The 22,336-nt window shown below is 65.9% G+C and carries 17 protein-coding genes; 4 read left to right on the forward strand and 13 right to left on the reverse strand.

Features of this window, described 5'->3' with window-relative positions; genetic code table 11:
* Positions 1-430 precede the first annotated feature (430 nt).
* Together AB0E90_RS47695 and AB0E90_RS47700 are read right to left on the reverse strand one after the other, a co-directional pair.
* On the reverse strand, positions 431-2,170 hold the full coding sequence (locus tag AB0E90_RS47695) for a hypothetical protein (RefSeq protein ID WP_360419683.1): 1,740 nt from the start codon (positions 2,168-2,170) through the stop codon (positions 431-433).
* A gap of 286 nt (positions 2,171-2,456) precedes the next feature.
* Complete coding sequence (locus AB0E90_RS47700; protein WP_360419685.1) at positions 2,457-3,323, reverse strand: hypothetical protein; 867 nt, start codon at positions 3,321-3,323, stop codon at positions 2,457-2,459.
* 885 nt (positions 3,324-4,208) lie between these two features.
* On the opposite strand from AB0E90_RS47700, the gene AB0E90_RS47705 reads away from it, so the two are divergent.
* Complete coding sequence (locus tag AB0E90_RS47705; RefSeq protein ID WP_360419687.1) at positions 4,209-5,177, forward strand: HNH endonuclease; 969 nt, start codon at positions 4,209-4,211, stop codon at positions 5,175-5,177.
* Positions 5,178-5,274: 97 nt separating this feature from the next.
* Here the strand turns inward: AB0E90_RS47705 and AB0E90_RS47710 are convergent, their stop codons facing one another.
* Positions 5,275-5,481 carry a hypothetical protein gene (locus tag AB0E90_RS47710; RefSeq protein ID WP_360419689.1) on the reverse strand — a complete coding sequence of 69 codons (207 nt, stop codon included), beginning with the start codon at positions 5,479-5,481 and terminating at the stop codon, positions 5,275-5,277.
* Positions 5,482-5,722: 241 nt separating this feature from the next.
* Complete coding sequence (locus tag AB0E90_RS47715; RefSeq protein ID WP_360419692.1) at positions 5,723-6,082, reverse strand: hypothetical protein; 360 nt, start codon at positions 6,080-6,082, stop codon at positions 5,723-5,725.
* A gap of 157 nt (positions 6,083-6,239) precedes the next feature.
* Here AB0E90_RS47715 and AB0E90_RS47720 point away from each other — a divergent pair, with 157 nt between their 5' ends.
* The gene (locus AB0E90_RS47720) at positions 6,240-9,485 is read left to right on the forward strand and encodes a CHAT domain-containing protein (RefSeq protein WP_360419694.1); all 3,246 of its coding nucleotides are present in this window, start codon (positions 6,240-6,242) and stop codon (positions 9,483-9,485) included.
* Positions 9,482-9,931 (forward strand): hypothetical protein, encoded by a 450-nt coding sequence (locus AB0E90_RS47725; RefSeq protein ID WP_360419696.1) that lies wholly within the window; start codon positions 9,482-9,484, stop codon positions 9,929-9,931. Before AB0E90_RS47720 ends, AB0E90_RS47725 begins: the two co-directional genes overlap by 4 nt.
* 14 nt (positions 9,932-9,945) lie before the next feature.
* On the opposite strand, the gene AB0E90_RS47730 is transcribed toward AB0E90_RS47725, so the two are convergent.
* Positions 9,946-10,326 carry a hypothetical protein gene (locus AB0E90_RS47730; RefSeq protein WP_360419698.1) on the reverse strand — a complete coding sequence of 127 codons (381 nt, stop codon included), beginning with the start codon at positions 10,324-10,326 and terminating at the stop codon, positions 9,946-9,948.
* A gap of 43 nt (positions 10,327-10,369) precedes the next feature.
* Between AB0E90_RS47730 and AB0E90_RS47735 the strand changes: the two genes are divergently transcribed.
* Entirely contained in the window at positions 10,370-10,522 is a 153-nt protein-coding gene (locus AB0E90_RS47735) for a hypothetical protein (RefSeq protein WP_360419700.1), read from the forward strand.
* A gap of 615 nt (positions 10,523-11,137) precedes the next feature.
* On the opposite strand, the gene AB0E90_RS47740 is transcribed toward AB0E90_RS47735, so the two are convergent.
* From AB0E90_RS47740 to AB0E90_RS47775, 8 genes are all read right to left on the reverse strand, one after another.
* A complete protein-coding gene (locus tag AB0E90_RS47740) occupies positions 11,138-13,723 on the reverse strand; it encodes a glycosyltransferase (protein ID WP_360419702.1) in 2,586 nt (861 codons plus the stop codon).
* Positions 13,720-16,719 (reverse strand): glycosyltransferase, encoded by a 3,000-nt coding sequence (locus AB0E90_RS47745; protein WP_360419704.1) that lies wholly within the window; start codon positions 16,717-16,719, stop codon positions 13,720-13,722. The genes AB0E90_RS47740 and AB0E90_RS47745 overlap by 4 nt, the downstream gene beginning before the upstream one ends.
* Positions 16,716-17,489 carry a glycosyltransferase gene (locus tag AB0E90_RS47750; protein WP_360419706.1) on the reverse strand — a complete coding sequence of 258 codons (774 nt, stop codon included), beginning with the start codon at positions 17,487-17,489 and terminating at the stop codon, positions 16,716-16,718. The genes AB0E90_RS47745 and AB0E90_RS47750 overlap by 4 nt, the downstream gene beginning before the upstream one ends.
* A gap of 889 nt (positions 17,490-18,378) precedes the next feature.
* Positions 18,379-18,618, reverse strand: a complete 240-nt coding sequence (locus AB0E90_RS47755) for a hypothetical protein (protein WP_360419729.1) — start codon at positions 18,616-18,618, stop codon at positions 18,379-18,381.
* The gene (locus tag AB0E90_RS47760) at positions 18,552-18,965 is read right to left on the reverse strand and encodes a tyrosine-type recombinase/integrase (RefSeq protein ID WP_360419709.1); all 414 of its coding nucleotides are present in this window, start codon (positions 18,963-18,965) and stop codon (positions 18,552-18,554) included. Before AB0E90_RS47760 ends, AB0E90_RS47755 begins: the two co-directional genes overlap by 67 nt.
* A gap of 24 nt (positions 18,966-18,989) precedes the next feature.
* Positions 18,990-19,382, reverse strand: a complete 393-nt coding sequence (locus AB0E90_RS47765) for a hypothetical protein (protein WP_360419711.1) — start codon at positions 19,380-19,382, stop codon at positions 18,990-18,992.
* A 1,744-nt stretch (positions 19,383-21,126) separates the two neighbouring features.
* Positions 21,127-21,432 carry a VOC family protein gene (locus tag AB0E90_RS47770; RefSeq protein WP_360419713.1) on the reverse strand — a complete coding sequence of 102 codons (306 nt, stop codon included), beginning with the start codon at positions 21,430-21,432 and terminating at the stop codon, positions 21,127-21,129.
* A gap of 235 nt (positions 21,433-21,667) precedes the next feature.
* Positions 21,668-22,336, reverse strand: a 669-nt coding sequence (locus AB0E90_RS47775; RefSeq protein ID WP_360419715.1) for an alpha/beta hydrolase, incomplete at its 5' end; no start/stop codon positions are given.

The raw sequence follows: 22,336 nt of genomic DNA on the forward strand, positions 1-22,336 counted from the left end.
CTGTGGTTGTCCCGGCGTCCGACTGAATCGTCGACGTCGGTGCTGGAGCAGGTGTCGGCTTTCTGAGGGAGTGGGCGGAGCTGCTCCGGGCCGCCGCCGTGGGAGTTCGTCGGTGCCGACCTTGCACGTACAGCGATGGCGGGGCCATCGCATGGGGTAGGCCGTGGCGCGGCCTGCGTGTCGTCGACGTGGCGGCGTGGGCCGGGTTACGTCGGTGAACCAATGACGCGAGGTCGTCACGCTTCGTGAAATCGAGGTCGATCGGGCTACGTGATCGACGCACGGGTCTGCCGAGAATAGTGCATCCGATAATGCCGAGGAGCGTTCACCAGAGGTGTTAAGCGGACCGCCACTTGAGATAACAATTGCCCGGCCCGATCGGCAACTAAATAGTAGTAGTACCCCCCATGCCCCGATTAAGTCATGATTCCTAGTCGAGGCCATGGACCAGGCGAGCGGCATTGTGCACCTGCGCGGAGGACCGGAGCAGGGCATGCCGGTACGATTTCGACTCCTCGCTAAGGTCTGCCAGAACAGCTGCTGACAGGCCGATCAGGTGGGCGCTACCGAGGCATGCCACATCCAGTGCAAGGGCCTGCATCTCCGCACTAAGCGCGTTGCCCTGCCAAATGCCATTGCTAAATCGAACGGTGTGCAGATGCCCCAGTGCTGTGCTGTGAGTGACTTGGCTCAGCATCGAGTAGGCCACCTCAAGCCACCCGGGCTCCGGAAAGGGTGCTCCCATTTGTCGCAGCATGACGGAGATTGAGGGCAAAGGCGTACGCCCTCTGGCAATTCCTTCAGGCGTCAAGATCACGTTGCTAGGACGAGAAAAGATGCTCTCGGCGGCAGCTTTAGGCACGCCAGCATTGACCAGGGTGTTGATTGTCTTCCTCTGTCGGGCGCGATACTCGTCGAAATACTGCTTTGCCCGCTCCTCGACAATGGTCGGGTCGGAATATCGCCAGATTAGCCGGGCCGCCTCCTCGAGCAACATGCGAGCCGCGAAGACAGAGATCACGGCCGAGCCCGGTTGGTTGTAGGTGGAGATCACGGTCTGAAGGCCTGAGTGGCCCCCACCGTAAGTGAGGAAGCTATGCAGAATCGGTGAGCCGTGCTCCCACGGGTTGATCGCCATGGTGCGAGCCACCTCGTAGTACGCCTCGGCTGCAAAAGCCACCTCTGCAGCCGAGTTCACATCTGGAAGCAAATCGTCAGCGGCGAGCAACGCTTGTGGACGGAGCAGAACCGGTTGGCGCGGGCGGGCGCGGCTCTGGCTCCTGGAGGACTGCGCGCGGACGGCGCGTGTCGTGGCCAACCCATGAATGGGGACCGCGGCTGCCGCGACGTCGGCGGCCAGGTCGACGGCACGCTGCAGGTAGGGCTCCTGCTCCACGTCCGGTGGCCAGGACTCGGGCGTTGCCGCGACGGCGCCGAGGAGCGTTGTAACGACCCCGGCCGCGGCCACCTGCATGAACAGAGCCTCGTGGTCGGCTCGCAGGTCGTGGCCCGCCACACCATCGTCGGTCAAGCTGCTCAGCATGCCCAGGTGATTACCGTGGCCGGCATGGGCCAAGACCATTGCAGCACCGCGAAGTCCGACCATGTCTAGAAGCTGGCGTGCTATCCGCAACTGCGCCGGCAGATGTGTGGCGGTCGGCACCGCCGACGGGCCGGGTGCGGTCGGAGCGAATAGGTCGTCGAGTAGCTGGTCCTCGCTGGGCATTGGCGGAGCGTCAACCCATGACATGGACTGACCAGTCAGATCTGCAACCGCGGGCAACGGCATGAGCCAGCGAGTCAGGATGGGGCAACTCGCGTCGGCCTTCTCCAAGGCTATGCAGATTCGGTTGCGTTCTTCGAGCAGATCGCCAAGCAGCGCTCGGCGCCGATGCGGCTGTTCCCCTATCCATAACCAACGGAGGCCGTCGACGAGCAGACTACGGGCCATAGATCCCAACACTGTGCCGCCGAACCCAGCCCCGATCATCGATTCCGCGCAGTCATAGCGCTGACGGGCGAACATGAATGCCAGCCCGGCTAGAAAATGATCACCAGATACGTCAACCGAGACATCTATCGGCAGCGTGTCCAGATGGAGCCGCAGTGCCCGGGTCGCTGCCCGAAGCGTGCGCGTCTGCGATGTTTCCACCCGGCCGTCGGGACGCATACTGTGTTCACTCCCAGTCGGCGCTAGACGCCTGTTAGTAGAATAGTGTGCCTCCTTCTTCACTGCGAGTTGCGTCGAGGAGGGCGTTCGATCACCGAGTGTCGCAGACCGAAGGACTTTTAGACTTCGATTTTTCAGTGATCGAGATTGCGCGGACGTGTGTGCTTTCATGCCGCTGCCCCTGCGCGGCGGACCGGCCGAAACCCGTCACGCGGCGTGAGCCGGTCGCGGTGCCAGCCGCGCGCTCATGCCGATGAGCGGACACGCCAAGGACCGGCTTCACCTTCTACAACCCGACGAAATCACCTCGAACGTATTTATAGACCGGCTCTCGTCCGCGCAGGTAATGGGCATACGCCACATGTATTGAGGGCCCAGATTTCCTTGCAAGGCTGACGCTCATGGGGTTCGGTTGCCCGATCCGGTGCAGATCCAATATGTAGCCTGCAACGACTTTTGCCGCATCGAGTTTGTTGTAGTCGTTCTTAAGGTGATTGTGGCCGTAGTTGAGTCCAACTTCAATGACGATGGCTGCTTCCACATGTCCGCCGACGAACTGGGGCAGCTTAGTCTGCTCCAGTTGATTAGGCGCAATGATGGCAAGATCGAAGTTTCCGCGACCACTCTTCTCAGGCCTGGGCGTCGTCTCGGGCCATTCCTTGTGCAGCATTGTTGTGCGATACTGCGTATCGCCTATCGGGCAGAGCTTGCTAAAACCGCCCGTCGCTGCCAGGCGTTCGTACAAAAGCACGTGAAGCGAGTGCTCCACCCGATGACGAAAGGGATCTTCGAGAAAGTCGTCAATTAGTGAATCCAACCCCGACTCCACGGCAGCCTTAGCTTCAGCCATCCATCCTGGTTCTGGCAATTCCCGGACGAGCGTCGGCCTCGGATTCGCTTTGGCAGGAACCGCTCCGTTAGAATTCAACCAATCGATTAGTTCAGTCAAACTGTGCTGCTTCTTAGCTTCAGTGATTGACACATGACCGCCTGCCGGCAGTCTAAACTCTTGCTCCCACCTATCGGGGCCGCCCGTCAGGGTGCCAATTCTTACGTACTGATTTTTGTCTGAGGTTACTTGCACCAGCCGACCCTGTGCATCGGGTGAATCAGAGTCAGGGCAGCGCCATTCTTGTAAGTTGTATCGCGACATTGAGTAATCGTACGCAGCCACAGAGTCACGCGGGGGTGGTTCCTTGGTCCGACGCCTGCTTAGTGCCAGCCGCCTGCGCGACTGCGAATGCTCGTTGACGTTCCGTCGGAGCAGTGTTAGATGCTGCTGGTATGACTGAGCCCGGCTTGATCGGACGCGCACTCATGGCCGCAGATAGTGCGCGAGCCCGCTGCCGCACGGGCCGGCTACTTGCGTCGGTAGCGGCCGTCCGACACACGCTCCAAGTCGTCGTAGGTACGGGCGTGGTTGTCAGGGGCGTTGGAGCACATCCGGCTCATGACATGGGTTCGTATCGTGAACTCCGCAAGATCGGTTTCGCGTCGGCGCAACCCGTCTACGACGTCTTGGGGGCTGGAACGAGCCGTCTGCGGTTCGGACCTCGATGCCAGGCGGCGCAGCAAGAATCTCGTCTTTGGCGGTCATGGTTCTCATCTTGATCTCGGCGCAACTTGCCGGCGTTCCGTCGAACGTCCTCTTCTGGTTGCTATCAGCGCGACCGGCGGCCTTCGTAGGTCGTCGGCGCTGGCCGGCGCCTCGATGCGACGTTTCGGTACGGGCGCGGGCAGCGGATGCTCCAGTTCGACGCTGCCCCGATAGCGCGTCCCTGCAGCACCGGTTTTGCAGCCAGCCGCAGTCTGGCGTCCTCGGAGGCCTCGGCCATCGGGCAACGGCCTCCGCTGGTGACTCGAAGTTCCATCGCATCCGAAGTCCGGAGTGGGCCGTCTTTAGGCGACGGCAGCGTGAGTAGGTGAATGAGCGGGCGGTCGCCTCCGAGCCGCATCGCCAGGTGGCCGATGCGTGCGCCGGTGCCCGACCTCGGTAGTGAGCGGCTATCAGCTTGGGAACGCGTCGTAGGGTCTGTACGTGACTCTTGCTGACGTGACTCGCGCTGGTGTGCTCGCTGCCGTCGAGGAGTTCAATCGCCTCGGTCGCGAGGCATTCCTCGCCGACCATGGCTTCAGCAGGTCGAAGGCTTACTTCCTGGACCACGAAGGGCAGCTCTACGATTCCAAGCCGCTGATGGGGTATGCCCACGGGGTTGACACGGGCACGCCATGGAGGCCAAGAGACTTTAGCGGCGGGGACAAGACCGTAACGCGGCAGCTCGAAGACCTCGGCTTCACCGTTGCTTTCCTGCCGAATCCCGAGTGGACCAGGGACGAGCTTATCCTCGTCTGCGAGGCAGTTGAGGCCAACGGCTGGCAGCGGCTCGACATCAACGACGAACGGGTGAGGGTCCTGTCGCATTTGCTGCGGAGCCCCACCATCCACGGCGACCACCGCAATCCGGAATTCCGCAATCCGGCAGGCGTCGCGCTGAAGACTCGCAGCCTCGCCACTCCTGGCCAAGGCCATCTCTGTGACGAGATACGTAGAGAGTTCCTAGCCGATCCGGTGGGGATGCGCGCCTTGGCCGGTCGCATTCGTGAACTAATGCAGACACCCGTCGGCACCTATGTCGGTCCTGATCCGGCCGACCTCGACATCGACGAGATCGGTGCGCGCGAGGGCGGAGTAGCGCTGCGCGTGCATCTACGGCGCGAGCGGGATCCGAGGCTTCGCCGCTTGAAGATCGCCGAGGCAAAGCGCGGCGGCGAACCAATTGCTTGCGAGGCGTGCGGCTTCGACTTCGGACGCGTCTACGGCGACCGGGGACGCGACTACATCGAGTGTCATCACCGGACACCCTTACACGTCACTGGCGAGACAGACACCCGCCTAAGTGACCTGGCGCTTATCTGCTCCAACTGTCACCGCATGGTGCATCGAACTCATCCATGGTTGACCGTTGAGGCACTGCGAGAGCTTGTAGCTTGCCGAGCCAAAGGGTGAGGCGTAATTCGCAGAAATGCACTGTCCACGCGCGGCAGACCTTCGCAGCCTCTCGGCGGGCAGCGCACTGACATGCCGCAATCCGTGCGGCCGCGGATCAGATGAGTTGGTCACAGTAAGGCGAGCAAGTGCGTCCGAGACGATGGCCGAGATCCTGCAGAAGCTTCCCGAGCCGCTTGACCTCGTCGGTGCTGGGCTCATGGATCGCGGCGCCGGCTGCGATGTGCTCTCCCGATTCATACAACGCCACGTAAAGGTCCTCGGCGGTGGCCCGATCGAGCCGAAGCGTGATGTCGTCGGTCACGAGCCGAACTTACTCTCATGCCGCAGACAAAACGTGGAGCGTACTCGCGTGCTGGTGGCGCGTTGCCCGTCGGTTTTCGTAGCGGATCCGTGCAGGAGCACCTCGACGCTGACGAGATCAGCTCTCCCGCACTCAGCCGTCGCTGAGGTCGCTGCGGCAGTCTGGGTCGTCACCGCTCCGGGCACGATGAGCTGCGGCCGCGGGTGCGGTCCGGAAATGGGATCGGCGTAGCACCGTGCTGTCAGTGGTTCGGGGTGCGCAGCACGGTGTCGAGCTGCCCGTCGCGGTCTGTGTCGAGGTAGGTGAGCTCGGGCACCCCGTCACCGTCGAGGTCGAGCTGCACCACGTCGGCGATGCCGTCACCGTCGAGGTCGGTGACCACCTCAATCGATCCGTCCGAGCGCCGGCTGACAATCGAATTAGCGGTGGTGGCGACCCGGCCCGCCGGTCCGGGGATGGGCGGCGATCCAGGCGCGGAGGATGGTAGTGGGCCGGGCCGGCTGGCGTACGCCCCGACCGGGCCGTCGGTGCCGGCCGGATCGATCTCCTCTTCAGAGGGGTAGACGTCGCCGTGCCAGGCCGGATCAGGATATGTGCTCATCTCCTTACGGTTCCCTGACGGAATCGGCGGTAACCGTCCGCGCACGAAGATGCTTTCACCAGCTCAACGCGTCACTCTAGGTGAGCGGCCTCCATGCTGGGCGGTCAGCCGGGCATGAAGGTAGCTTGGCTTACCGGCTTCTGAACCAGGAGGGTCCATGGGGGAGAAGGATGACGCTGAGGGTGCTCTGCCGCCCGAACGTCTGCTTCAAGCCTGCCGGACAATCCTTTCCGCGCATGAGAGCGGCGAGCTCGGCACGCTGTTGTTTCAGAATCCGGTCCTAGTGGGTGTCTTCTTCCGGGCCACTCTAAGAGCAGCGGACCACTCGTCGGCCGATCCTCGGATTGCGGCCACTCGGGAGGTCCTCGCAGGCTTTGAGGCCGATCTGCGCGAGCGCCGGACGACGTGGAAGATCGGCGGTGGGCCGCTGGAGACGCTCTGGCTGAGCACGGGGGTGACGATCGACGAGGAAGCGGCCGTCCGGGAAGCCGGGTCGGCCGCTATGCGGCGCGTGGTCAGCGAGCATTACGTCGGCGCGTTCGCCGGGTTCGTTCAGGCGGCGGATCCGTCCAATCCGCACCTCGCGATCGTGGCCGCCCAGCTGATCGACGCCGCGGTCGGCCATCTCGAGCACGGACACCCCGTTCGTCTGATCGGGGCTCACGGGTCGGTCGAGCTCAACCTTCTAGGGCTGCGGCTGATCGGCGACTTCGACGCCTGGGACCGGGCGGTCGATCTGGCCGGTGACGTCGTGGCGGTGGCGCGAGCGGCGGCCGACGAGGCGGTACTGGCTGGTGCGGTTCTGCTGCTGGGCCGCGCTCTGGTCGAGCCGGTCGTGCTGGGAAGGTCCCTGGCTGATCTCGGCTCGACGAGGCGGTGGCTGGAAAAGAACATCGAAGATCTTTTCGTGCGGTCCGGAGGGCGACTTCCCGCGGTCAAGGACTACTGGCGAATTGGCGAGAAGCTGCGCCGCGGGCGCTCGGCGTTGGATGAGGCGGCCGGGCTGTTACATGGGGTCCAGAGGGCCTGGGCTGTCGCCTTGCTCGTCCGGACACGCTATTGGTTGCATCTCCATTTCAAGGAACCGCTCGACACAGCGGGTATCGTCCGCGACATCGATCAAGCCTTGGACGACATCGGCACTGCTGATGTCGAGACGAGGATCCGGCTGCTCGCCGAGCGATGCACGGTGGACCACACCTTGATCGACCCGGACGTTCAATTCCTGCGAACGTTGGATCTCCTGCAGGTTGAGCGTAGATCGGGCCTGACCAACGCGCTGGCCGCCGCGCTGAGTCTCCTCGGCGTCCTGACCGCCACCGGCAGTGACGCCGTCGACCTAGCCGCCAGCACGGTGTTTCTTTACCCGAGATTGGCCGAGAGACCGGCGCAGCAACTTTTGCAGGCACAACTCTATTACCTGTTCGTCCCGGTCATGGACAAGCTGACCACTTCAATGACGGAGTCGTCGCTCCTGCGCGCCGCCGAGGAAGAGTCCTGGGATCCGATCGCTCTTGCTCGTGGCCGCCTTGCTCTGGCGATGACGCCGGGTGTGGACATCACGGTCAAGCGGGAGGCGTTGCGGCTAGCCTCGGCCGCCTTCGAAGACCGCGGCCTATTCCGGCCGGCCTTGGCGTTTGCCCGAGCGGTCCAGGATTCGGACATCGCCGCTGAGGCGCTACAGAAGCGCGACGTGGCGACCTTCATCGAGCTCAACACCCAGGCAATGCTGGAGTTCCTCGCACTGCGCTGGGCGGACGCCGCCGCCGAGTCGGTAACCGTCATCCGGCGAGGCCTGGATCACCTCGGAATGCCTGCAAACAAGGCGCTCCTTGAGCATGTCGCTCCGTGGGCGCTGGCCGTGGAGACCTCGGCCGGCGAGTACGCCCGGGTGGCGCTGCAGCAGATCTGGGCGAAAGCTGTCGCCGACTCGATCGCGGCGGGCGACGGCATGGACATTCTCGAACTCTTTCAGCTGGCCAAGGGTGCGCGGCTGGCCGCCGCGCTGCGGAACTCGCCGGTGCTGCTCGACCGACGGCGCGACGAGAGCCTTTTCGCATTGGCGGACTCCATCCGGTCCGTCAGCGAGGACCGGCAGGAGGTGATCGCAGCCGCAAGCGACCTCGAGATGGTGGTGGTGTCCGCCTACGACGATCGTCCAGTGCGCTCCGCAAACAATGTCAATACGGTGTATCGCGCCAACGTCGAACGAACCTTCGAGTCCAGGCTGCAGCGGTTGCTGCACGCGCCGCCGGTCCGTTTCCACGTGAGGAATCTCAACGATCTGGCGGACGAACTCCCCCGCGACTCGGTTCTGTGGTCCATCTACTTCGCCAAGGACGAGAGAGGCCGCAACGTCCTCTACTCCGTCGTCCTGGGACCGAGAAGGGAGCCATACATCGCGTACGCCGACGCGTTCAACGAGATACCGCACTGGTCGATCACCAGCGAACGGCGAAAGTTCGAGCTTCGGCCACTCGAGCTGTTCGTCTACTCGGTGCGGAGCCTCGTCAACGCCGACGCGCGACGCGGCGAGGTCGCCTCCTCGCTCGCGCTCCAGACACTCGCGACCTGCCTCGACTCCTACTTCCCGAACGTGGCCGACATCCTGGACGCCGAGTACGCCGCGGGCGCGCGCCACCTAGTCATCGAGCCGCATGGCCCGCTGCACCAGTTCCCGTTCCACCTGCTGGCTCCGGCCGGGCGGCCCCTCGCCGACACGTGGACCATCTCCTACCTACCCTGCCTCGAACTGCTGGCGACGCGCCGATGGGACGTGCCCGCGCGCGAGCGGCGCCTGGAGTCCTTCGGCATCTCCTTTGCCGGCGATCCCCGAGGCCTGCCCGTGCTGCGCGGAGCGCGCGACGAGGCCAGCGACGTCGCCGCGGCCATGGGCGAGACGGCAGTGCTCGACGGCGAGGTGACCAAGCAGCGGTTCCGTCGGGCCCTGCGCAGATCACGTTACGTACACCTCGCGACTCACGGCCGACACCTGCCCGACTCGCCGTCGCTACACCGGCTCTACCTCGCACCCGACGACGCCGACGGCACTCTGGCCGCGTACGAGGTACTCGACTTGGATCTTCGTGGATTGGAGGTCGTATCGTTGAGCGCGTGCGAGACCTCGCTCGGGCGCATCGACACCAGCGGCAACCAGCGAGGCGTCACCGCATCACTCCTCATGGCCGGCGCGGCGAGCGTGCTGGGAACCATCTGGAACGTCTCCGACGGGGCCGCGAAGCTTTTCTTCACTGAGTTCTACCGGGCGCTCGCCGACGGCGGCGTCGCACCAATGTCTTGTTTTCGCCACGCCCAGCTGCGAACCCGGCAGGAGTTTCCCCGGTACCGAGACTGGGCCGCATTTGTCCTGACCGGTGACTGGCGTCAAGGAGGCGCGAAGTGACTTTGCCGGCCGACCTCAACTTCAACCTCCTATCCTCCTCGTCGGAGGAGGCCCAGGACATCGCCCGGGCACTGACTGCTGGCGGCGCCGCGGTCAAGACCGAGACCATGCGGAGCCTGTCCGACGTCATCGTGCTCAGCGTGACCGTCCCGGGTGGTCTAGCGCTGACGCTGTCGGCGGTCTCGACCGCGTGGCGCCGCCGCGGCCGCGAGTTCGGCGTGCTCATCGACGCCCGCGGCGAGGGCGATCCGCGCATCTCCCGCTTGGACGGCGTGCACACCGGCACTGTCATCATGCTGTCGAATGACGGCGACCGGGTGGAGCGCACCGACCTTCCGCAGGAGCAGGTCGGGGAATATGTCGCCAAGGCCCTCGGCGCGCTGGTGAGCGGACGTTCGGCGACCGAGGCAGACCGGGAGGTGCAACGACCGCACGCCATCGGATGAGCGTGGAAGGCCAGTTATCGAGGATTACCACGTCGGATCGGTAGGTTTCGCGGCACGCGACCTGTGTCATCGCTGCCGGCGGGTAGGCTGCCCAGCGTAATCTGCTGGCCGGCCGAGACCTTGGAATAAGCGCCACCGTTCCAATAAGCCACCTCGATGCTGAGCAGGTAGGCGGTCCTGCGTGCGACCTGCACTGCGGAGTCAATGCCGCGCTCGGCCAGAGCGTCATGGAACTCGTCGGCGTCGCCGTGACCGATGGCTTCGTAGGTGACAGAAGAGGTGTTATCGACCTGCCTCCAGACCTTCGCTGGCTGGCGCGTCGGGCTGACCGGATACCTGTTTGTTCTCAGACGACGTGAGCCACGGCTGACCCGCTGACCTGCGTGGCTCAACATTATGAGAGGGCCAGCTGCGCACCGCAAAGAGTCGCTGACGTGCGTGAATCGTGTTTATGAGCTGGCGCAGGGGTTCGTCGAGAACGGACACATGAGCAGCCCGTCCACCGCGGCCATGGCGCTTGCGGAGCTGCTTCCGGGCCTGGCCTGCCCGTCCGAACGTATGCGAGCATGGATCGCCCTCCGGATCCTCTAGGTCCGCGTCGTCGACGGGTGCCTCGCCGTCAGCCGGAGCCCGGCCGGGACGCATCTTGCCGACGGCGAGGCGACGCCCTGTCCCGAGGAGGTGGTCCTGGTGATGCCCTCGGTCACCCGCCTGCCACCTCTTCGCTGCCATCGCCATTGCCGCGAGTTCCAGCCAGGAGACTCACCGTCGGTGTCCGAGGCCAGCAGCCCGGTGCCGCGCCGTCTTCGCGGCCGCGAGCAGCGGGTACTCGGCGAGCGTCGGCACCGCCGTCACCGGGGCCGCCAACAGCTCGTCGGGGGAGATGCCCGCCCGGTCCAGCAGCAGTGGGGCCGCCGCCAGCTCGGCCTCCCGGCCGCCGCTGGTGTACAGGACGGTCGTCCGTTTGGTGCGCCTGGGTGCAGGCGGTCAGCTGGTCGGGCATGGCGAGGGGGAAGCCGGTGAGCGTGGCGGCGTCCGAGTCGGCCACGACCAGGAGCCGGTCCCCGTGCCCAGCTTGCATCGGCGGCGGATGGGCTGCCGTGGATCAGTGCCTGTGGGCGTCGACCGGATTGCCGCAGGGCAAGGTCGGAGAGTAACGGGTGACGTTGTTACGAACCATGGGATACATGTCGCTGCGGCTGACGGCTACCGCGGCTCGACGCCCGTCGACAAGACGAGAACCGGGTCGACGGGCGAATCCGTTTGCCTCACGCTTGACGAGTCCGGCTGGACGGACTCGTACACCGCGAGCTGGGCGGCGGCGACGGCATCCCAGTCGAGGTGCCGTACCGAGGCTGGGCCCGCGGCGCCGAGCCTTCGGCACCGGACCGGGTCGTTGGCCAGCGCGAGCATCGCGGCTGAAAACGCGGGGACGTCGAATGCCGGCACTCCGACACCTACGTTCGGCCGCACCAGGGCGCGCAGGCACGGTATCTCGAAGGCCACCACCGGCGTACCGACCGCAAGGGACTCCGCCGCGACCATGCCGAACGTCTCGTAGCGGCTCGGCATACAGACCAGCCGGGCGGACGCCAGCACTTCGAACCGCGCGGCTCCGTCGATCCGGCCCAACCAGTGCACCCGGTCAGCGATTCCGAGGTCGGCGGCGCGGGCCCGCAGCACGTCCTCGTCCGGTCCGTCGCCGGCGATGTGCAGGTCTGAGCCGGTGTATGGGGCTACGGCCGCGTACGCATCCAGCAGTAGATCCATTCCCTTCTGGGCGATCTCCAGCCGGCCTAGGAACAGCAGATGGTTGCCTCGCGTGCGGGGAGGGGTCCGCCATGCGGCCGGCTCCAGGCCGTTGGGCACCGCGTACACGGCGGCGTGGGGGTTGCGTCCATGGAGTTCTTGTGCAAGGTCCGCGCTGACCGCGACCAGTGCGTCGTGCGAACCGACGCCGAGCCGTTCGACCAGATGAAACGGCAGGTGGTACTGGCGGGCTTTGTCGGCGGCGAAAAGCCATTGCACGACGCCGACGACCGGTGTCCGGGTCAGGTAGGGCACGGCGATGCTGGAGAAGGGCGCGGCGAAGTCCTCGACGATGACATCCGGCCGCCAGCGGCGCTCCATCCGGCTCAGGCCGGTGAACACCGCTCCGAAGTAGGCGAGCAGCGACGGGAAGTGTCCGGCGGAGAGCGGTCCGAGTCGCCAGCCGCACGGTATGTACCGGACGCCGTCCTGTACCCGTTCGGTGAAGCCCGGATACCGGCTGCACGCGACGACAACCTCTACGCCGGACGCGGCCAGCCGCCGATTGACCTCGTGGGTCCGGACCGAGCCGCCGCCGGCTCCGGGCCGGGCCGGGTCTTCGAAGCCGAGGTGCAGGACCCGCAACGGGCCATCCGGTCGGCGGCGCGGCCGCACCGATAGCAGTACCAGCGTGCCTGCCACTAGGGCCGCGCCCAGCCACAGCACGGGCCGGTCGGTGAGCAGGTGCAGGCCGGTCCAGGTCAGGGCGGTGGCCAACGCCGGGCGGATCAGAGTCGGCAGTACCCGGACGGATTGTCCGACGTAGCGGACCAGGACGGCGAGGCCGGCAGCCGCGCTCAGTACGACCAGAGCGGAGATCCAGGCCAGTAATTGCGGGTCGCTTCCGGCGGTCGGATATGCCGCCACGCTGACCACCACCGCCCCGGCCAATACGAGGGCTGCGGCGTGTAGTTGGCCGCGCGCCTGCAGATAGGCGACCAGCAAGGTGGCGAGCGCGCCACCGAAACCGGCCAAGGCTAACGGCGCCAGCAGATGCAGCGATGAGTTGTATTCGGCCGGGAGGAGAAGGCCGATCAGTGTCGGCGGGACTGTCGCCACACCCGCGGTGATCACGCCACCGAGCAGCAGGAAGACGCGCAGTGCCGAGCGGAACGCACGGTTGGCGGACTGCGGCGAGGCTGCCCCGACGAGTCGCGGAAAGATCGCGGTGGCCAGGGCGGTCGCGAGGAAGAGCGGAATCCGTGCGACAACCAGCAGTGCCTGATATCCGGCGAGTCCGCCGCCGTGCTGGACCGCCGCACCGATGATGACATCGAGGGTGAGCAGTAACGACAACGCCGCTTGCCCGCCGGCCAGAGCTGCGGCGTGTTTGGCGAGGACCCGCCGCTCGGCCCGCGAGTCGTCGGCGCCGGCACGGCCCAGGGCGCCCCAGAGGTCACGGCCGAGTGCGAGCAGACTCCAGAGTGCGGCCGCGCCGGCGCCGGCTGCGAACGCGCCGATGACGCCTGCGCTGCCCCAACCGGCAAGGGCTGCCAGGATGCCGAGCGCCACCCGCACGAGCACTTCGAGAATGCGGACTCCGGCGAGCGCGCCGAACGAACGCTCGCCCTGCAGGACACCCGCGCCGACCGCGCAGAGCAAGATCAGCACGGTGGCCAGGGTCTCACCGAACAGCAGCGCGGATCCGGCATATGAGGCGGAGGCTGCAGCGACGGCCACAGCGGCCACGAGACCGAGGCCGAGGCTCGCGCCCAGGCCTAGGCGGATGGCGCGCCGCCGCCGGATGTCGCCACGCCGGCTCAGTGCGGCCTCTCGTGCCATCACCCAGGGCACCGCGGCACCGGCGACCGTGCCGACCGTGAGCAGCAGGGTCGACACCGCGGCGAACCGGGAGAACTCGGTGGCCGGCAGCAGATGCACGAGGATGAGCGACAGGCCGTAGTTGGCCGCACCTGTCAGTGCGGTGGCGATCAGGAGCAGACCGGCGCCGCCGGACGCGAATGGACGATGCCGGCCGATCATCGGGGGGCCTTGGCGTCGAACAGTCGGCGGACGTCATAGACCCGCAGGTCACCCATCGTGCGGCCGTGCGCGGTGAAGACGACCGGGGCGGCATCGTCGAGGGCGGCGACGAAGGTGACCCGGGCATGTCCGTAGCCGCGGTCGGCCAACTCGGTCGCGACGATCACGAAGTCCACCTTGTTGGCCTTCAGTGAGGGCAGGTCGGCCCACTGGCCGAGCCGCACCCCCGTCAGCACGAATTGGGCGACGTCCTCGGTGGCCGAGACGGTGCTGCCGTCCGGGATTCCGGTGGGCGCCCAGGCCAGCAACTCTTGGTAGGTATTGTCAGGGTAGGTGCGGACCGTGGCCCAGATTCCGGCATCCCCAGCGAAGACCACGAACGCGGCGATCCCGGCGAATCCGGTCAGGATCTTGCGGCGCAACGCCACTCTGCGGCCCACCGACGAGCGTATGGCCACCTCCAGGCCGGCCGCAGTGATCACGATGCTGGTCACCATCACCGGGTAGAACATTTGTTCCTCCAGCGTGCCGAAGCCCACCGCGTACGCGATGAAGGCGAACGCGCCGACGCCCAGTGCGAGCACCACGGAGCCGCCTCCGCCGGCCGGCAGGAACTGCCACGGTTGGCGGCGTCGCGCCACGACCAGCGCAGCAGTGGCCAGGCCACCGACAGCGATCAGGGCGTACGACGCGCCGAAGCTGGTGAGGTTGGCGATCAGGCGTGACGACAGCGACTCGGTACCGGGCTGGTTGAAGCCGGTCGCTTGGACGGCGCCGGCGACCCGGGCGAGGCCGCTGGCCTTCTCTGCCCACCATGGGGAGAACGAACCCAGCGCCACCATCGAGAGGACATATCCGGCGTACGCCGCCACAATCGTCATCAGGGCGCTCAGACGCATCCGGCGCTGTACCCGGTCGGTCGTGAAGAGCAGGAGGACCAACGGGACCGCGGTGACGAAGACGTACCACTCCTTGGTCAGGATCGATGCACCGCAGAACAGCCCGGCCAGGATTCCCCAGGCCACGCCGGTTCGGGTGCGTCGCGGCCGGACGGTGAGAACCACCATGCCGAGTGACGCCCAGGCCATCGCTGGCGCCTCTAGCATCACCCGGCTGTCGAAGCGCAGCACGAACGGATCAAGCGCGAGGAGCAGGCCGGCGCCGACCGCGATCGGCATCCGGACGATCCGGACCAGCAGCAGCGTCGTGGCGGCGCACCCGATCGAGCCGGCCACCGCCGCCACCGGACGTGCCGTCAGCACCAGGGCATCAACGCCGGTGTCCATCCCGACCACCCGGAAGACGCCCGCCAGCACGAGGAAGAAGCCGGGCGGATGCAAGTTGAACGGTCCGCCGTTCAGGGTGAGACCACCGCCTGTCGCCAGGTTCCGGGCGACTCCCACGTACGAGACCTCGTCGACAAAGATGTCGTAGGCCTGCCCGATGGCGACGAGCCGCACGGCCAGGGCGATCAGGAACATCGCGAGGGGGAGTACCGCGAGCCGCGCGATCCGGCGACCCTGTCCCGGGATCGCCGGCACGGTTGCGAGACCGATCGACCGGTCCGGGCCACCCGCCCGAGTGGGTGGGTGGGCCTGCCAGCCGAGCAGATCGCGATGCCGGGCCAGCCGCACACGGGTGTCCGGCCCCGCGATTCCCAGCCGCTCCAGGACCTTCTGGCCATCCTGCTCGTCCGCGCCGGTGAGAAGCAACGCGGCGTGGCCGTTCTCGACGTCGAGGAGGTCGGTGACTCGCAGCCTGGTCAAGTCCGCCCGGCCGAGCTCGGCCGCTGGAAGGGTGACCAGAGTCGCGCTGTCCGAACCAGGCCGCCGTTCGGCCGGCGCGAGCAGCATACGTTGCTCCTCAGCGGTTAGCACAGCGGTCAGGTGCGCGGCTGTCGCTGACCAGGTGAATCGACTCGCCCACGCAACGCATCGGCGAGAGTACTCGGCGGCGACCGCAGGGTCAGCCAGCGTACGCAGGGCAGTGACGAGGACTTCGGACAACCTGACGGCCAGGTCCCCGTCGGCTCCGGCGTCGACCAGCCAGCCTGTCTCACCCGGCCGGATCGTATCGCGCAGCCCCGGCACGGAGAACGCGACGGCAGGGACCCCCGCCGCCGCCGATTCCATGACGGACAGGCCCCAACCCTCGCCCATGGAGGCACTGGCGGTCAGCCAGGCCGAGTCGACCAGGGCGTCGCGGGTCGTGTCGTCCACCCGGCCGTGGAAGATCACCCGGTGGTCCAGGCCCAGCTCGGCGGCCAGGCTCTCCAGCCCGGGCCGGGCTTCGCCGTCGCCGGCCAGGTGCAGCTCGACACCGGCCGGAAGCGCCCGGAGCAGCACGTCGAATCGTTTCTGGGTGACCAGCCGGCCCACGCAAACGATCCGCGGCACCCCGTTCGGCCGGCGGATCCGTGGCGGCGGCATGTCCTGGCCGCAGGGGGCGAGGTGGATCGGCCCCTTCAGGGAAAGCCGCCGGCGGATCTCGGCGCGTGAGGAGGGCGAGACAGCAGCCAGAGCGCGCGGACCATATACCCACGTGCTGGCCTGGTTCTCCAGGAACTGGCCGACCCGGGCGGCCGGGCCGGGGAAGTGCACCAGGAACTGATCCTGGTGGACGTGGTGGATTAGCAGCGCGATCGGCGTACGCCGGTGGAGCGCGAGCGGCGTGAAGAACGGGATGCCGTTCTGCGAGTCGATCACGCCGTCGATCGTCCGGCGGTGCAGGAACAGCCACAGCAGCACGTAAAGATAGACGGTGTACGTGCCGCCGCCCCGGACGACGGTGCCGTAGGGCGTCGTTGACCGGCGGCTTTGCCCCTTGGCGCGGGCAGTAACGTAGGTGACCCGGGCGCCCTCGCGGTGCAGCTCGGCGGCCACTCGCTCGCAATAGAGTTCGGCGCCGCCGGCCGCAGGGTGCCCGCCGTCGCGCCAGTTGCAGATGACGACGTGGCGGCCACGCCAGGGGTGATTACTGGGGGAAAGGCCACTCATCGGGCGCTTGCCAGCTCCCGGCGCGTCGGCACCGGGATATCCCGGTGCAATCGCCAGAGCTCGCGCGCCACTCGTCGCCCGTCGGCCAGCGGCCGGAACGTCGAGCCTTCCTGGTCCCGCCAGGCCACCGGAATTTCGACCATGGAGAGGCCGAGCGAGCGGGCCCGGGCCACCACCTCCAGGTCGAACGCGAACCCGGCCAGCCGGATGTCGGCGAATACGGCTCGGGCGGCGGTGGCCTCGAAGAACTTGAAGCCGCATTGGGTGTCGGCCACCGGCCCGGAGTACCGCCGGGTCAGCATGCGAAAGCCGGTGCCACCGACGCGGCGCACGAGTGGCTGCCGGAGTTCGAGCTGGGCGCCTTCGCACCGCCGTGAGCCGATCACGACCTGCTGGCCGGCCCGCAGCTGGTCAAGAGCATCGTCGATCGCCTCGGCCGGCGTGGCAAGGTCTGCGTCGCAGAAGCCGACCCAGCGGGCGGTGCTGGTTAGCATGCCGCGGGTGACCGCCGCGCCCTTGCCGCGCCGGGAGCACCCGGTGATCGTCACCGGCAGACCCGCAGCGGCAGCGCGGTCCACCACCTCGGCGGTGCGATCGCTGCTGCCGTTGTCGATGACCCGGATGGTGCCGTTGATGCCGCTGCGAAGCAGGTGCCGGGCCAGTGCGGTCAGGGTGTCGCTGAGCCGCCGCTCCTCGTTGAACGCCGGAATAAGGAGTTCCAGCTCTCGTCGGGGTACCGCCGATCTGCCGCGATAAATTGCCCCCGCCATATTTCCTCGCCCTCGCCGTCTGCCGACCGATCAGAACGTCGGCAATAGTTTCAGCGGATTCACAGGCACCATCTCGCCTGTTCGGCCAAGCAATGAGGGCTGTTCGCGCCAGCCGACCGCAGCAATCCGGGGATGCCTCCCCCTTTCGCCGCGGAAACTCGTCCAACGTCTACGTTTTGTTTAGTATATATGCCGTCAGATAGGGTAAATGGGACATCGTAAAACGGTCTTAACGCACATCTTCAGAATGTAAAAAGCGCGTTTCGATCCTGATTAAGGACGCGTAAGTCGGGTGTGAGTTGTGTCCTACCACCTGATTGGGTGACCCGGGATGCCCTCCGGCTGCTTCTTATTCCATAAGGGATAGTCGATCATCCTCTGCCCGTGCCTGATCGACTCCCTGTCGCTTTTGATGGCTTTCATCATCGGTACAACCGGCCGTTACTTATGGTCGGTAATGGGCGACTGGCGTCCGTGATGGCCAAAAAATGATCAGGGCGAATCATCTGCATAGGCGGGATGAAAGGGGCCCGCGGCCCTCAGCCGAACTGGTTCGCCGCGGCGGCGCGCTGGCCTTCCTGGCCTTCCCGTTGGCTCCCTCGACGGTCAGGTGCGGCGACTGGCAGATCCGCGAGCTCACGGCCATCGGCCCCCTGACCTACCCGCGCCGACGTCACCGGCGCGATCACATCAATGATCGGCGGCACAGAGCGGTCGCGCGGGACGGCTGAGGCTGACGCCGAGGTCGCATAGTTTGTTGACGAGTTGGAAGGCGCTGATGGGCCCGGCCCGGGGTTGCCCGCCGGGGGATAGCCACGGGCTGGTTCCTGGGGACGGGCGATGACAGCGTGCCCGCGGCGGGTGCCCATTCGGGTCTCGCTTCCGCCGTTCAGAATTCCAGGGCGTGGCTGACGTCCGGAGCGGTCGAGGGTTTCTGGATGTAGAACTTCTTGGTGATGCTCTCGTCGACGTGCCCGAGCTGGGCGGCGGCTTCGGTGACCAGCCCTGGCCGCTCAGCATGGTAGCGACGGTCTTGCGGAACGCGTGGGGGACTCACCCATTTCAGGTCGGCTTGCCGTCGCAGGGCGCAGCGGAGCGACCGGCGCATATTGTCCCGCTGTACGAACATGCCAATGAGGCTGGCGAAGAGCGGATCATCCCGGCGATGAGGTTCCTCGGTCTGGCGACGATAGAGCATGGCGAGCGCGAACGGTGGTAGATGGACTGTGCGTTGCCCGGCGACGCTCTTGGGAAAGTCCTGACGCTCCCAGCCGGTACCTTAAGGAAGACCATGGTGCCGGCGACGGTGAGGGTGCTGGCGTCCAGATCCACGTCCTGCCAGCGCAGCGCGCACGCTTCGCCGATGCGGCAACCGGTGGCCAGGAGCAGATCGAACAGGTCGGTGAAGGCACGCTCTTCCGGGGCCCGACGGCTTGGTGGTGCGCCACAGGTGCAGGGCGTGACGGACCCGTTCAATCTCGTCGAACGTCATGGCCTGGACTATCTTGCGTGGTCCCGGCAGTCGGCCGACGTCGCGGACGGGATTGGCAGGCAGGGCACCGTGGCGGGCGGCCAGGCTGAACATCTGCAGCAGGGTGCCCTTACAGCGCTGCGCCCCAGAAGGATGGGTCCTGGCGGGGTCTTGAGGTAGCGGTCGAGCGCACCGACGGTGGCGTCGTGGATGGTCATGTCTCCGATGGCGGGCAGGATCAAGTAGTGCAGGTTGTCGGTGTAGTGGTTGACGGTTTGTCGCTTGACCCGGTCGTCGATGAGGATCTCGTCGATCCAGGCGTCGGCGAGTTGTTCAACGGTCATGTCCGCGGTGACATCGGCGCTGACGTCGCGGGGTGCTGCTCTTAGGTGGTCGAAATGTTCATGCCCACCGCGTTGCACCGCACCTTGTGAGCGCCTTTGAGCTGGCGCCGCTGCTCATCGGTGAAACCGTGGGCAAGCCCGGCGAGGATGATGCTGGCTTTGAGAAGGTGCAGGCGAGCACGGCTCAGGTCACTAGTGTCACTCCGGCAAGCAAACCACCCGCGAACAGCGCAAACAGGCGCCTGGGCAGATTATCGCCGTACGGGCTTGCCAAACTGAGATCCAGCTCAGAAGAAAATTGTGAAAATCCGCAACGGTGTCGTGTCGTTGCTCGTGTGTGAGCGACTCAGTTTGTCAGTGTCGCTTCTGGCCAACTAAATCGATCTTGGTGTTGGGCTGTGGGTCTTGGCGGCGGCCGAGCACCGTGATGGCGCGCGAACGTCGCGGGTGAGGATGGTGTAGGGCCAAGGCTTGTCGGCTGAGCTGGGAGCGTGGGTTCGGTTGAACGCGCTGAGTACCTCGACGGCGACAGGCTGATCGGGGGAGAGTCCCGCATCAAGCGCTCGGGGGCGTAGACACTGCCGAGGCGGATGGAGAGTTTGTCGTCGCCTTTCCTGGCCGAGCCGATCGATGACTGCGGTGAAGCGGTCTGCGACCTGTCCGTTCAACGCGAGCTTCTGCTGCTGGATCGCCCCCCGAAGGCGTGAGTCGCCAACCAGTCGTGGACTGGCGACACTTGACTCGACAGCGCTAACAAACGACTAACAACGGAGATCAAAACTGCGCGGACGCGGAAGGATGACGCAACACCGATCGGCACACAACGGTGCTAGTATCGAGAGGTAAATTGGACGTGAGAATATAGGTCGACACGGGGCGACATTGAATAGCGGGGCCCTTTCATGTCCTGGGGGTCAAGGGGTCGCAGGTTCAAATCCTGTCAGCCCGACGTTGTGAAAGGCCAGCTCAGCTGGCCTTTTTCATTTCCCGCCGTAATGCTTTCGGATCATCATGACACGCATTTTTGCCCGAACGCGCGTACGGTTTGCGGAATTGTCGTTGATCGGGTCCTTGCTGCTGGCCTGCGGACAGGTGGGGCGTCGGTCTCCGTGTAAGCGTGACGCTTCCCAAGGGTGGCATTGACCTGGTATTTCTCTCCATGATCTGCCCGCCGTCGGCATGCGGCTGTAACCTTGAGTCTCGCGCTTGTTGGATGTCCACACTGGATGATCGCGACACATCGGTGACACGAACGCTCGTACTGTGATCTTGCCGGATTGCCGGACGTAGGCCACGGGTGGAGGGTCTGGCCGGTGTCGTGGTGGTTGGCGCTCGGCGCTCTCGCCACCGGGCCTCTCTCGGGCTGTGTGGCGGCGGCTCGAGCCCGTGGCCAGGGCGAGGTGAGGTGTAGATCGCCCTTGTGATGGTCTCGCCATGTCCTCATGATCCTGCTCGGCGGCGGGTAGCAGAAGTGGGCCGCGGTGGTCCCGTCGGCTCTCGCCGCTGTGGTGGCTGACTCCGGTCGGCTGGCGATGTCGGCGTTGGCGAAGGCGGCATGCGGCGAGGGCACCGTGACCGGCCCGAGCCAGCGGATCGTGATGGCCGCCTCGGTGCCACGGACTTCCAGCGCGACGGCGTCTCGACGGCCGAGTCGCAGCGCAGAGCCGCGAATGCCATCGAGTGCATCGACGGCATGGGTGTTCGCAAGCTCAGCAGCGAGCCAGGTTCGACCGAGCGCCGACACCCGAACTCATGGCTACACAGGGTGATTTTGACGTCCCGTGGCGTCCGGATTCGCCGAAGAGCGGAGGTCCGCGATCGACTACATCTCAGGTACTCGACGCCTCAGGAGGCAGAACTCGTTGCCTTCAGGGTCAGCGAGCACATGCCATGGCTCCATGCCGGTCTGCCCAACGTCGGCTACCCGGGCACCAGCCGCCAGCAACCGCTCCAGTTCCTCCGGCTGGTCCCGATCCGTGGCGTTGACATCGATGTGCAGACGCAACTTGCCGGCCTTGGGCTCGTCAGTGCGGTTGAAGACGATCGTGGGCTGCGGGCCGCCGAAACCAACCCCGGGCGGACCGATCTCTATATCCTCGCCGTTACGGTGCAGTTCGACATAGCCCAATACGTGCACCAGAACCGCGCCAGCAGCTCAGGATCATGTGCGTCCAGGACCAGTTCGGTGATGCGAGCGGCCACCCGATCATCATATCCGCACATGCTTGAGATGAGGACGCTCCATCATGCCTGCTAAGCGATTGTACAGTTTCGAATCGGGCTATTGGCGCTGCCGAATTCACGTCGGCAGATCTGCGGATATCCCTGATCCGGAGCCCGGCTGATATCGGAGTTGGGACGCTTCATCTGCGAGCGGCGACCATCTTTTCGATCTCGTCGACGACGAGCTGGGGCTTGTCCTGCGGGACCTCGTGTGAACTTTCCCTGGCGGTGATCAGTGTGCGTCCGGGCCCGGCCGTGACGAACGCGGCTGCCGCGTCGCGCCAGCGCTGGGCGTCCTGCGGGGATCCGTCGAACGGCGTCTTCTCCGACGCGATGTAGGTGACCGGGACGCTGTCTGGCCAGGAGACCTTGTGGTACGCCCGATGGGTGGGACCGAAGTTCTCGGACGTGGCTATGAGCTGCCGGTTCGCCTTCGTCGAAGGCTGCTTCTTGAGCGCGTCAATTTGCGGCGTCGTGACCGCGACGAGGCGCTGGATTTCCCTGTCTGTGAAGAACTGCGGCACGTTGGCGTCGACGAGCACCTCCCCGGACAGCACGCCCGGGTTGGCGCGGGCGAAGTAGGTGGCAACCTCCCCCGCCTGCGAGTGGGACACGAGGACTACGTTGCGGGTGACGCCGAGCTCGCGCAGACCGGCCTGCAGGTCAGAGGCGGCGGCCCGGCCGTCCCAGGGGCCCTTCACCTCGTCGCTGTTGCCTAGCGGGAGTTTCGCGGCTAGTTTGATCTTGGTTGTGTTTTCGCTGGTGGTGGGTGGGTTCGGACGCTGGTGGTGTATTACCCACCGGGGGTT

The organism is Actinoplanes sp. NPDC026619, assembly GCF_040638295.1.
In the GTDB taxonomy this organism is placed as follows: domain Bacteria; phylum Actinomycetota; class Actinomycetes; order Mycobacteriales; family Micromonosporaceae; genus Actinoplanes.

What these genes read in the sequence shown, in the direction of transcription:
- AB0E90_RS47695 (WP_360419683.1), bottom strand. Translation starts at nt 2,170, where the DNA reads ATGCGTCCCGACGGCCGGGTGGAAACATCGCAGACGCGCACGCTTCGG.
- AB0E90_RS47700 (WP_360419685.1), bottom strand. Translation starts at nt 3,323, where the DNA reads ATGTCGCGATACAACTTACAAGAATGGCGCTGCCCTGACTCTGATTCA.
- AB0E90_RS47715 (WP_360419692.1), bottom strand. Translation starts at nt 6,082, where the DNA reads ATGAGCACATATCCTGATCCGGCCTGGCACGGCGACGTCTACCCCTCT.
- AB0E90_RS47720 (WP_360419694.1), top strand. Translation starts at nt 6,240, where the DNA reads ATGGGGGAGAAGGATGACGCTGAGGGTGCTCTGCCGCCCGAACGTCTG.
- AB0E90_RS47730 (WP_360419698.1), bottom strand. Translation starts at nt 10,326, where the DNA reads ATGTTGAGCCACGCAGGTCAGCGGGTCAGCCGTGGCTCACGTCGTCTG.
- AB0E90_RS47740 (WP_360419702.1), bottom strand. Translation starts at nt 13,723, where the DNA reads ATGATCGGCCGGCATCGTCCATTCGCGTCCGGCGGCGCCGGTCTGCTC.
- AB0E90_RS47745 (WP_360419704.1), bottom strand. Translation starts at nt 16,719, where the DNA reads ATGAGTGGCCTTTCCCCCAGTAATCACCCCTGGCGTGGCCGCCACGTC.
- AB0E90_RS47750 (WP_360419706.1), bottom strand. Translation starts at nt 17,489, where the DNA reads ATGGCGGGGGCAATTTATCGCGGCAGATCGGCGGTACCCCGACGAGAG.
- AB0E90_RS47755 (WP_360419729.1), bottom strand. Translation starts at nt 18,618, where the DNA reads ATGTTCGTACAGCGGGACAATATGCGCCGGTCGCTCCGCTGCGCCCTG.